Genomic DNA, 10,980 nt, shown 5'->3' on the forward strand with positions numbered 1-10,980 from the left:
TGCGTACGTCCCCGCACACGGTACGGGACCGAGTACGGGGACGTTCGTGCGACTGGCTAAGCCTTACCCCGGGTGGGGTCAGCCGTTGCTGTGCTCAGCGGTTCGCCGAGCCGCGCTCAGTGGTTCGCGGAGCGGAACCGCGGGAAGGCGGAGCGGCCGGCGTACACCGCGGCGTCGTCGAGGATCTCCTCGATGCGCAGCAACTGGTTGTACTTGGCGACGCGGTCCGAGCGGGCCGGGGCGCCGGTCTTGATCTGGCCGCAGTTCACCGCGACGGCGAGGTCGGCGATGGTGACGTCCTCGGTCTCGCCGGAGCGGTGGGACATCATGCACTTGAAGCCGTTGCGCTGGGCCATCTCGACGGCGTCCAGGGTCTCGGTCAGCGAGCCGATCTGGTTGACCTTGACGAGCAGGGCGTTGGCGGAGCCCTCCTCGATGCCGCGGGCCAGGCGCTCCGGGTTGGTGACGAAGAGGTCGTCGCCGACGATCTGGACCTTGTCGCCCAGCTTGTCGGTGATGACCTTCCAGCCGGCCCAGTCGTCCTCGTACAGCGGGTCCTCGATGGAGACGAGCGGGTACGCGGAGACGAGCTCCTCGTAGTACTCGGTCATCTCGGCGGCCGAGCGGGACTTGCCCTCGAACTCGTACTTGCCGTCCTTGTAGAACTCGGACGCGGCGACGTCGAGCGCGAGCGCGATCTGCTCGCCGGGGACGTAACCGGCCTGCTGGATGGCCTCGATGATGAGGTCGAGCGCGGCGCGGTTGGACTCCAGGTTCGGGGCGAAGCCGCCCTCGTCGCCGAGGCCGGTGGACAGGCCCTTGGTCTTCAGCACCTTCTTGAGGGTGTGGTAGACCTCGGCGCCCCAGCGCAGCGCCTCGGAGAAGGACTCCGCGCCGATCGGGGCGATCATGAACTCCTGGATGTCCACGTTGGAATCGGCGTGCGAGCCGCCGTTCAGGATGTTCATCATCGGAACGGGCAGCAGGTGCGCGTTCGGGCCGCCCAGGTAGCGGAAGAGCGGCAGGTCGCTCGCCTCGGAGGCGGCGTGGGCGACGGCGAGCGAGACGCCGAGGATCGCGTTGGCGCCGAGGGAGCCCTTGTTGTCGGTGGCGTCCAGGTCGAACATCGCCTGGTCGATCAGGCGCTGCTCGGTGGCGTCGTAGCCGACGAGCTCCGGGCCGATCTGCTCGATCACGGCCAGGACGGCCTTCTCGACGCCCTTGCCCTGGTAGCGGTTCGGGTCACCGTCGCGCAGCTCGATGGCCTCGAAGGCGCCCGTGGAGGCGCCGGACGGGACGGCGGCACGACCCGTGCTGCCGTCGTCGAGGCCGACCTCGACCTCGACCGTGGGGTTGCCTCGGGAGTCCAGGATTTCCCGGGCTACGACGACGTCGATGGACGGCACGAGCATCTCCTTCATGGGATGTGACGCTGAAAGTGCGCGGCGCGTGGCCTTGCGCCTAGAGCCTAACCGTCTCCGGAGCGTCGGCCACCGACCGACCGTCCCGTGGACGGACTGACCGTACACATTGTTCCCGCTCGGAACAAAGCAGCAAGGGAAAGCGGCCGAAAAGGCCAGAAAACACCGCGCACTCCGGAAGGGTCGCAGCCGGAGCGCACGAAAGGGCCGCGGGCGGCGGCGGGCGGCGGGCCGGAAGGGCGCAAGAGAAAACCCCGTCCCGGTGCGTACGGGGGAACACGCACCGGGACGGGGGATCAGGGTGGCCGTGGGCCAGGGGGACGAGAGACGAAGAGACGAGGGGGGACCCTCACCAGGTCCTCAGGCGCCGGCCTTCACCAGGCGGGCACGATGGCTTCGTCCGCGGCCGGCTGTCACTTCAGGTGGAGCTGCTGACCCGGGTAGATGAGGTCGGCGTCCTGGACGATGTCCTTGTTCAGCTGGAACAGCTTCTGCCAGCCGCCCTCGACCTTGTGCTTCTCGGCGATGGAGCTGAGGCTGTCGCCCTTGACGACCTTGTACTCGCCGTCGCCCTTCTTGACCTTCTTGCCGGTCGGGGTGGTGACCGTCTTGGACTTCTTGGCGGCCGCCGGACGGTCGGTGGAGCGGGAACTGCTCTTCTGCTCGGTCGAGCGGGTGCTGCTGCCGCTGTCCGACGAGCCTGAGGAGTTGGAGGAGCCGGAGTTCGAGGAGCCGGCGCCGGCGCCGTCGTAGGAGGCACCGGACAGGCCCTTGCCGCAGACCGGCCAGGCGCCCTTGCCCTGGCCCGCGAGGACCTTCTCGCCGATGGCTATCTGCTGGGCCTTGGAGGCCTGGTTGGCCTGCGAGGCGTACTGCGTGCCGCCGTACGCGGCCCAGGTGGAGGACGAGAACTGCAGGCCGCCGTAGTAGCCGTTGCCGGTGTTGATGGACCAGTTGCCGCCGGACTCGCACTGGGCGACCGCGTCCCACTCGGAGGCGGTGGCGGCGGAGGCGTTGCCGGTCGCGATCAGCGGGGCGGCGATGGCGACACCGGTCACGCCGGCCATGGCGGCGGCGCGGCTGGCCTTGGACGGACGACGGTGCTTGCCCTTACCGGAAAACAGCATGGTGGATCCCCTCACCGACGCCTGCGAGGTGAGCTGTCGGGTTCGGGCCGTGTGAGTTGCCCGGCCACTCCTCCGCCGGAGACTGCGCTCCGTGGGAGGGGTGACTTCACCCCGAGCCGCTCCGGCGACTTCCCGGCGCGGCACTTACCTTGGGTCCCCCGCTCCTGCCTACGGCGCTTGACGCGACGACTGTTCCCGGGGAGCCGCTGGCAGGATTCGGCGTTGCGGCGGCCGGGGCTCGGATTGCCGAGCGGTCACGACCGTAGACACGCGATCCACGGAATTTCAAAGACGATCAGGGCTTCTGAGACTCATCCCACACTTTCGCCAAATCGGACATTCGGCGCGAAGCATGTCGTGAACTCCCGCTGTCCTTCTTGGGCTTTGCGCCCTATTGGGCCCCTGTGTCGAGGGTCTGACCGGGCAGGATGTCGCTCGGGTCGGCGCCGATGACGTCCTTGTTCTCGGCATACAGGGCGCGCCATCCGCCGTGGAGGCCAAGGGAGTCGGCGATGGAGGCGAGAGAGTCTCCCTCCTGGACCACATAGGTGGCGGCGGCATGCCGGCCCGCCGAGGCGGTGGACGTGCCGCCCGTCGAGGGGTCGGCGCTCTTGGCCGCGGGCTCGTCGGCCGTGGCGCCGCGATGGCGGCCGGAGCCGAGGGAGCCGGTGTCGACGAGGCTCCAGGAACCCACCTCCTGGCCCGACTTGTCCGAGTCGCCCGCTTCCGGGGTGTCCGCGGGTGAGCCGCCGCCGGCCTGAGGGTCGCCCTGGCCGCCGGTGCCGTCGGAGTCACCCGTGACGACAGATGGGGATGAAGGAGATGAAGGCGACGGTGAGGATGAACTCGGAGAATCACCGGACGAGTCGGACGACTCGGACGAGCCCGATGATCCGGTCGAACCGCTGGAACCGCTGGAACCGCTGGAACCGGTCGAGTCGTTGCCGGAATCCGAAGAGCCCGACGAACCCGACGGACCCGAGGACCCCGAGGAACCCGAAGAGCCCGACAAGCCCCTGGACAGATCAGACAAACCAGAGGAGCCAGACGTTCCTGACGAATCGCCCGCCACGCCGGTGTCCACGGTCAGCGCGCCGTTCTCCTTGGTGAGCCCGGAGGTCAGCCCGCACGTGCCCCACGCGCCGATGCCCTTGGCGGCGAGCACCTTCTGCGCCACGGCGATCTGCTGGTTGCGGCTGGCCAGGTCGGGGCTCGCCGCGTAGTCGAGTCCGCCGTAGGTGTTCCAGTCCTGCTGGGTGAGGCTCAGGCCGCCGGACTCGCCGTCGCCGCCGTCGTCGGCACTCCACGAGCCCCCGGTCTCGCACTGCGCCACCTTGTCCCACACCGTGCCGTCCGCAGCGCTCGCGCCGGAGGCGGCGAGCAGCGGGATGGCGATGGCGGAGCCGGTCACCCCGGCCGCGACGAGCAGCGCGGGGGCCTGGCGGGGGCGACGGTGACGGCCGTTCCCGGAGAGCATGCGAGGGCCTTTCTCTGGACAGCAGTGCCGGCGCGGGCGAGTGAGCTGACGCGTCGCGCTGACGAGTGAACGTATCGGCAGACGATCACTTGTCACAAGTTAATGCCGCGCAGATCACGTGAAGATCACAGACTTGAGGATCGGTCACGTTCGCTTCGCCACATGGTCACAATCCGGGCTGGCACCCGGTCAGACCCGCCCCTGCCGTTCCGGTCCGGACGGGAGCGTCAGGCGCCGGAGCGTGCGGCGGGCTCCGGGGCGAACTCGACCGGGAGCGTGCGCAGGCCGCGCATGATGAGGCCGCCGCGCCATCTCAACTCGGCCGGGTCCACCGCCGGTCGGAGGTCGGGAAGCCGGGTGAGCAGCGTGGCCAGCGCGGTCTGTCCCTCCAGCCGGGCCAGCGGGGCGCCCAGACAGTAGTGGATGCCGTGGCCGTAGCCGAGGTGCTGATTGTCACTGCGGGAGAGGTCGAGGGTGTCGGGGTCCGTGAAGCGGGCCGGGTCGCGGTCGGCGGCGGCCAGCACGACCAGGACGGGATCGCCGGGTGCGATGTCCTGACCGCCGATGCGGACCGGCTCGGTCGCGAACCGCCAGGTGGCGAGCTCGACGGGACCGTCGTAGCGGAGCAGTTCCTCGACGCCGGTGGCGAGCAGGGAGCGGTCGCCGCCGTCCTCGGTGAGGGAGCGCTGAAGAGCCTCGCGCTGGGCGGGATGGGTGAGGAGGGCGTACATGCCGTTCCCGATGAGGTTCACGGTCGTCTCGAAGCCGGCGAACAGCAGGATGAAGGCCATCGCGGCGGCCTCGTTCTCCGTGAGGTGCTCGCCGTGGTCGGAGGCGCGGATGAGACCGGAGATGAGGTCCTCGCCGGGGGCCGGTTCCGCGGGCAGCTCCGCGCGCTTGCGGTGGATGAGCTCCAGCAGGTAGCCGCGCATCTTCTTCACCGACCGGGCGACGCCGCCGCGGGGGCCTCCGCCGTGCCGGATCATCATCCCCGCCCAGTCGCGGAAGTCGTCCTGGTCCTCCTCGGGGACGCCGAGCAGGTCGCAGATGGCGTAGATGGGGAGGGGGAAGGCGAAGTCGTGGATGAGGTCGGCCCGGCCCTCGGCGGCGAACCGGTCGATCAGCCGGTCCGTCAGCTCCTGCACGCGCGGCGCGAACTCGGCGACGCGGCGCGGGGTGAAGGCCTTGCTCACGAGCCGCCGCAGCCGGGTGTGGTCCGGCGGGTCGATGTTGAGCAGATGCGTCATCAGCTCGGCCTTGCGCTCGCCGGGGATACCGGTCCGGCCCTTGGCGTGGGCGGGTTCGTCGTGATGCGCCGGATTCTTGGACAGCCGCTGGTCGGCGAGGGCCTGCTTGGCATCGGCGTACCGGGTGACCAGCCAGGCCTCGACCCCGCTCGGCAACTCGGTCCGGTGCACCGGGGCGTGCTCCCGCAGCCAGGCGTAGGCCGGGTAGGGATCGGTGGCGAACTCCCAGGTGAAGAGCTCGGGTGCGGGCGGAGCGGCTGCCGGGGGCTGCCGGGACAGGCGGGTCGGGTCGCTCGCCGCGTTCGGGTCGATGTGGTGGATCGGGTCGCTCACTCCCCGACCGTAACGGGCTTCTCGAGGTGCACGGTCACGCTCACTCGCCCGAGGACGGGGCCTGGGCCGGGGGCGGGGCCGGAGACGAAGGGGAGGACGAGGACGGAGACGCGGGCGGAGATGAGGGCGGAGTTGAGGAGAGACCGTCGAGGGTCCCTTCGGTGACCCGGATCGCGTCCCGATAGGCGCGGGCCGCCGCCCGCAGCGCCGCCTCCGGGTCGACGCCCTCCGACTCGGCCCGGGCGGCGAGGGCGAGCAGCTCGTAGCCGACGCCCTCGACGGCCGGCAGCGGTACGTCCAGCCCCGCCGTCCGGGCCCGCGCGGTCAGCTTCGCCGCGAGAGCCAGCGAGGGCTGGTGCAGCGGAACGCCGTCGGTCACCGACGCCCGGCGCTTCTCGACCGCCTTCGTGCGCAGCCAGTGCTCCTTGACCTCCTCCGGTGTGGTGGCGGTGGCGTCGCCGAAGACATGGGGGTGGCGGTGGACGAGTTTGGCGACGATGGTGCCCGCGACGTCGTCGACCGAGAAGGGGGACTCCTCGTCCTCCTCGGCGATGCGGGCGTGGAACACCACCTGGAGCAGGACGTCGCCCAGTTCCTCGCGGAGTTCGTCGCGGTCGCCGTCCTCGATCGCCTCGACCAGCTCGTACGCCTCCTCCATCGCGTACTTCGCCAGGCCCTGGTGGGTCTGCTGCGAGGACCACGGGCACTCGTCGCGGATGCGGTCCATGACCTGGACGAGGTCGAGCAGCCGGGCGCCGGGCAGGTCGTAGGAGGCGGGGAGGAGTTCCAGCTCCGGCATCGACACCCGGCCGGAGCCCGCCAGCCGGGCCAGGCCGTCCGTGAGGGCCGGTTCGCCCTCGCCGGTCGCCACCACCACCGCGGTGCGGCCGCCGGCGCAGACGGCGACGAGCTCCTCGGCGGTCGGGGAGGTCTCCTCGACGGCTATGCCCGCGTCCCGCAGATAGGGCAGCTGCGGGTGCGCGCCGTCCGCGCACAGCACCCGGTCCGCCGCGCGCAGGGCCTGCCAGGCGGGCCAGGACAGCAGGCCGGGGGCGACGCGGTGGCTGGTGGTGAGCAGGACGACGCGTCCCGGGGCGGTGACTGCGGCGTGGGCATCGACGGAGCTGTTTGCGTTCACACCCCGAACGTAACCCACGCCCGTCGACAGCCCCAGGAGTTGTCCACAGGGCAGGCCCACCGGTCACACCATCACACGATCATGTCGTCTGCTGCTTGGTCCCGGACGCCGTGACCTCCCGCACCCACGGGGTCTTCGCGTCGACGCGGGCCACCTTCTGCGCGTCCCAGCTGCCGTAGCGCGGGTTGAGGTCGACGCCGAGGGCCTTGGACGCCTTGGACAGGGCGTTCCAGAAGGCGGGCTGGCTGGTGTTCGTGCCGAGCTGGGCGGCGAGTTTCTGGGCCTCCAGCTGGAGGCGGAGGTTCTCGTCGAGGCGCTGCGGCGGGATGCCGTACTGCTGCAGCCACGCCGTCTCCAGGCCCTTCGCACCGCCCGCCTGCTGTTCCAGGCCGGTCCGCATGTCCTGGACCTCACGAGGGGTGACGGTGATGCCCGCGTCCTCGGCGGCGCGGTGCAGCACCTGGTCGAGGACCATGCCGTGCAGGGTGTCCCGGGTCAGCGCGCCGGTCTGGCTGATGACCTGCGCGTACTGGGTGTCGTCGGTGACGGCCGCACGCTGCGCGGAGCGCACCTCGTCCACCCGGCTCTCCAGCTGCGCGACGGTGATCCGCTGACCGCCCACGACGGCCGCCGCGCCCGGATGCGCGTCGTTGCCGCAGGCGGTGAGGAGAGGGGCCGCCGCGATCACGGCGGACAGCAGGAGCGCGGTGCGACGACGGCGGTGCAAGGAAGCCTCCCGAGGAGATTGTGCGGCGGTGCACAAGGTCTTGCGGTGATCGATGGTAGGCAGTGGCGCGGCTGCGGCCAACCCATTCGACCAACGATTCGCCAGGACTTCCCGCACCGCCGCGCCCGCCGGCCACCCGCTCGTCGGTGCGAGCGGTCGGCCGGACGGGTCCGGCGCGCCGGCAACCGCCCCGGGACGGTGTCAGCCGACCAGGGCGACCGGCGCGTCCCAGGAGTCCCGGTCCACGGTGATCGTGTAACCGCCGCGGGTCTCCTTGCTGTTGACCATGTACTGGTGGCCGCGGCTGTGGCCGGTGAACTGGGTGGCGCCCCACGGCCAGTCCGTGGTCGTGGTGTCCTTCTTGTCCCACAGGGCGTACCAGAGGTTGCCCGGCAGGTCCGTCTTGTTCGTCGCGGTGGCGATCGCCTTGGCGCTGGAGCTGCTGAACCCGTAGTAGCCGGCCCGGTACGTCTTGGCACGCAGCGTCTTGCTGAAGGAGCGGACGTACGCCAGCACGGAGTCGTTGCACGACTTGTTCGTGATGTCGTACGCCTCCATGTCGAGGTAGACCGGGCTGCCGGCCTTCATGCCGAGCGCGGAGGCCTTGGCGACGGCGTCCGCCGCGTCCTTGGCGCCGAGGGAGGTGGCCGTGGAGGCGGTGATCTTCTCGGGGCTGGAGCCTGTCTGGCACGGCGGCTGCGCGCCGACGTAGAGCGGGATGAGCTTCCAGCCCAGCGTGTTGACCGACTTCACCCAGGACGCGGTCAGGTTGGGCTGCGCGCAACCGCGGTTCTTGCCCCCGATGTAGACGGCGGCGCCGCCGTAGTAGCCGTCCTTCTTCCAGGCCTTCATCGCGGCCAGCGAGGGCGCGGTGCAGGCGTCGAAGGCGCGCCCGGTGTACGTCTTCTGTGCCGGCCAGACGGTGGCCGCCATCGAGGTCTGCGCCGCTATCCCGGCGCCCGCGAGGACGGCGGCGCCGGCCACGCCCCACGTGATGTATCTGCGCTTCCTGGACTGCCGGTGCTCGGCCATGCGATCCCCACCCCATCGTTCGTCTGTGCGTACGACGGCCTCGGTGTCACGGCCCCGTCGTACGTGCGTCTCCCCTTGACCGGTACGACGATACGGCGTCGGCTCGACGCCCTGGGCACCGGAGGCGGATCGCACCGTAACCCGTGGCGCCCCCGCGAACGGGAAAGGGGGCGTCCGCAGCGCCACAAGATTCACTTACGTCACGGTAAAGAAGCGGCGGCCTGATGCGGGCCTCCCATGTCCTACCCTTGCTCCCTGGTGACCTTGGGGGGCGACATGACGATGCCGACGACGACCGTGACCGGCACGGTGAGACGGCTGGAGGGCGGCTGGTTCGAGCGGTTCGCCTGGGTGCTGCTGGTGTGGCTCTCGCTGGGTTTCCTGGCGTGGGTGCCGTTCCTCTACGTGGGGATCCGCCGCGGGCTGTCCTCGGACTGGCTGGCCTTCGGCTCGTTCGCGCTGTACGAGGTGGCGATCATCTGGAGCACGGCGGCCACCGACGACGACGGCTCGAACACGTACTTCGGCGGCATGTTCCTGATCACCGTGATGATGGCGACCGGGATGCTGCTGTTCGCGATGTTCGACAAGAAGACCCCCAGAACGGCCCTGGCCTACGGACCGGGCCACCCCGGCCCCAACCCGTACCAACAGGGCTACCCGTACGGCCGCTAGCCGCCAGCCGGTACGGCTCACCCGGAACGCAGTGGCCGTGCCCCGTCAGCCGTCGCCCTCGGGTGCGCTCACCCCGCGTGGAAACGGCCCGGGGCCTTGGTCGGGTTGCCCCCGCCGGGCAGTCGCTGCCCGGGGCAGGCCGCCAACACCTTCTCCATCGCGGACTTCTCCGCCCCGGTGACCCACAGCTCGTACTTCCGCTTCACCGCGACCTGCGCCGCGACGTACGTGCAGCGGTAGGCCTTGTTGGGCGGCAGCCACGTCGCCGCGTCACCGTCCCCCTTGGAACGGTTGGTGCTCGCGTCAACGGCCAGGAGGTTGAGCGGGTCGTTGGCAAGCGCTATCCGCTTGGCGGCGTCCCAGTACTTGGCGCCCTTCTGCCAGGCGTCGGAAAGGGCGACGACATGGTCGATGTCGACCTTGCTGCTGCCCCGCCGGTAGGTCACGGCCTTCCCCGAGTACGGATCCGATTCCAGCACCCCGGAGGACACCTTGCAGACGCCGCCGGTGAACTCAACCTTGTCCAGGTCCCGCTTGAGGATGTCGTCGCGGGTTATCTCTATCTCTCTCCTCAACGCGATGCACATGAGGCACAGCCGTAACCGATCCCTGTCCCTTGCCGTTATCAGTCACACCATGAGGCACATGAGTGATATCGGAGACAGAGGGCAGATCCCGTGACGTTACGCACAGAGAAGGCCGTATCGCCCACCACCGGCGAGATCACCTGGCTCCTGGTCGACGAGGAGACGTACGCGCCTCATCCCGAGGCCCGCGAGTTCTCCCTGTATCTGCGCGGAGCAGGTCGATCGCCACAGACACAGCGCGCGTACATCCCCAGGGTCGGTCGCTTCCTCAGCTGGTGCGCGGAGCGAGGCATCGACTGGAAGACCATCCGGCTCGGTGACATGAGCCTGTTCAAGTTCCACGTCGAACGGACACCGACACGACATGGCCGGCCTCCGTCCGGAAAGACGGTCAACGCCACGCTCACCGCGGTGTGCGAGTTTCTCCGCTTCTGCGCGGTCCAGGGCCATGTGGATCACGAGGTCGCGGCGCGTCTCAGCGAACCGCGCTTCCTCACCCATGCCCCGGCCGGCTTCGACCCCGGCGAGGGCGGCCAGCATCTGATGGTCAAAGCCCGTGTCCTCAAGGCGCCGGAGATCGAGCGGGCGCCACAGACTCTCACCGGTGCCCAGATGGACCAGATGCTCGATGCCGCTCGCACCGCGCGTGACCGGCTGCTGCTGACCGTCCTGGTGGAGGCGGGCCTCCGCATCGGCGAAGCCCTCGGGCTGCGGCGTGAGGACATGCACCTGCTCCCGGACTCCACACATCTCGGCTGCCGGACCGGTGGTGCCCACCTGCACGTCCGTCCCCGCCAGGACAACGAGAACGGGGCACGCGCCAAGGCCGGCCGGCACCGTGCGGTGCCCCTAGTTCAGACCGCCGTTCACCGGTACCGCGAGTATCTGGCCGAGCGGGAAGACGTTTCCGGAGCGGCAGGCTGCGACTACGTATTCGTGAATCTCGTCGGCGGCTGGGCGGGCCGTCCGATGTCGTACTCGAACGCGAAGCAGGTCATCGAGCGCATCGGGGACCGTTGCGGCCTGCGTGCCCGACCGCACGTGATGCGGCATACAGCGGCAACCCGCTGGATCCGCAGCGGCGTGGCACCCGATGTCGTACAGACCTTGCTGGGGCATGCGTCGTCGGCCAGCACGGCTGTCTATCTCCACGCTCAGGACGAGGACCTTCGATCGGCCGTCGACAGCCTCACCCTGGAGATCGCGCGATGACATC

The 10,980-nt window shown here is 69.9% G+C and carries 9 protein-coding genes, 1 pseudogene and 1 riboswitch; of the genes and pseudogenes, 2 read left to right on the top strand and 8 right to left on the bottom strand.

Annotated elements, in window-relative coordinates:
• Positions 1-116: 116 nt before the first annotated feature.
• The 7 genes from eno to QA802_RS17520 all read right to left on the bottom strand — a co-directional run bounded on the left by eno (position 117) and on the right by QA802_RS17520 (position 8,502).
• Positions 117-1,412, bottom strand: a complete 1,296-nt coding sequence (gene eno / locus QA802_RS17490) for a phosphopyruvate hydratase (protein ID WP_057578620.1) — start codon at positions 1,410-1,412, stop codon at positions 117-119.
• Positions 1,413-1,834: 422 nt separating this feature from the next.
• Entirely contained in the window at positions 1,835-2,548 is a 714-nt protein-coding gene (locus QA802_RS17495; RefSeq protein ID WP_319166893.1) for a transglycosylase family protein, read from the bottom strand.
• 3 nt (positions 2,549-2,551) lie between these two features.
• A riboswitch (cyclic di-AMP (ydaO/yuaA leader) is annotated at positions 2,552-2,734 on the bottom strand.
• A gap of 205 nt (positions 2,735-2,939) precedes the next feature.
• On the bottom strand, positions 2,940-4,025 hold the full coding sequence (locus QA802_RS17500) for a LysM peptidoglycan-binding domain-containing protein (protein ID WP_334523425.1): 1,086 nt from the start codon (positions 4,023-4,025) through the stop codon (positions 2,940-2,942).
• A 227-nt stretch (positions 4,026-4,252) separates the two neighbouring features.
• Positions 4,253-5,551: a cytochrome P450 family protein gene (locus QA802_RS17505; RefSeq protein WP_319166950.1), complete on the bottom strand. Its 1,299-nt coding sequence runs from the start codon at positions 5,549-5,551 to the stop codon at positions 4,253-4,255.
• Positions 5,552-5,645: 94 nt separating this feature from the next.
• The gene (locus tag QA802_RS17510) at positions 5,646-6,743 is read right to left on the bottom strand and encodes a nucleoside triphosphate pyrophosphohydrolase (protein WP_334523428.1); all 1,098 of its coding nucleotides are present in this window, start codon (positions 6,741-6,743) and stop codon (positions 5,646-5,648) included.
• Positions 6,744-6,822: 79 nt separating this feature from the next.
• A complete protein-coding gene (locus tag QA802_RS17515) occupies positions 6,823-7,470 on the bottom strand; it encodes a SurA N-terminal domain-containing protein (protein ID WP_319166886.1) in 648 nt (215 codons plus the stop codon).
• A gap of 201 nt (positions 7,471-7,671) precedes the next feature.
• Complete coding sequence (locus QA802_RS17520) at positions 7,672-8,502, bottom strand: glycoside hydrolase domain-containing protein (protein ID WP_319166884.1); 831 nt, start codon at positions 8,500-8,502, stop codon at positions 7,672-7,674.
• Positions 8,503-8,778: 276 nt separating this feature from the next.
• Here QA802_RS17520 and QA802_RS17525 point away from each other — a divergent pair, with 276 nt between their 5' ends.
• Positions 8,779-9,177, top strand: coding sequence for a hypothetical protein (locus QA802_RS17525; protein ID WP_334523433.1), 399 nt, complete (start codon positions 8,779-8,781; stop codon positions 9,175-9,177).
• A gap of 68 nt (positions 9,178-9,245) precedes the next feature.
• Here QA802_RS17525 and QA802_RS17530 read toward each other — a convergent pair.
• Positions 9,246-9,731 (bottom strand): annotated as a pseudogene (locus tag QA802_RS17530) (HNH endonuclease family protein); the annotation flags it as partial.
• A 123-nt stretch (positions 9,732-9,854) separates the two neighbouring features.
• On the opposite strand from QA802_RS17530, the gene QA802_RS17535 reads away from it, so the two are divergent.
• Positions 9,855-10,976 carry a tyrosine-type recombinase/integrase gene (locus tag QA802_RS17535; RefSeq protein WP_334523435.1) on the top strand — a complete coding sequence of 374 codons (1,122 nt, stop codon included), beginning with the start codon at positions 9,855-9,857 and terminating at the stop codon, positions 10,974-10,976.
• Positions 10,977-10,980: the final 4 nt, after the last annotated feature.

Origin of the sequence: Streptomyces sp. B21-105, from assembly GCF_036898465.1 — a bacterium.
GTDB lineage: Bacteria > Actinomycetota > Actinomycetes > Streptomycetales > Streptomycetaceae > Streptomyces.

Bases quoted from the DNA above. Each gene is read 5' to 3' on its own strand.
- eno (WP_057578620.1), bottom strand. From the start codon at position 1,412: ATGCTCGTGCCGTCCATCGACGTCGTCGTAGCCCGGGAAATCCTGGAC.
- QA802_RS17495 (WP_319166893.1), bottom strand. From the start codon at position 2,548: ATGCTGTTTTCCGGTAAGGGCAAGCACCGTCGTCCGTCCAAGGCCAGC.
- QA802_RS17500 (WP_334523425.1), bottom strand. From the start codon at position 4,025: ATGCTCTCCGGGAACGGCCGTCACCGTCGCCCCCGCCAGGCCCCCGCG.
- QA802_RS17520 (WP_319166884.1), bottom strand. From the start codon at position 8,502: ATGGCCGAGCACCGGCAGTCCAGGAAGCGCAGATACATCACGTGGGGC.
- QA802_RS17525 (WP_334523433.1), top strand. From the start codon at position 8,779: ATGACGATGCCGACGACGACCGTGACCGGCACGGTGAGACGGCTGGAG.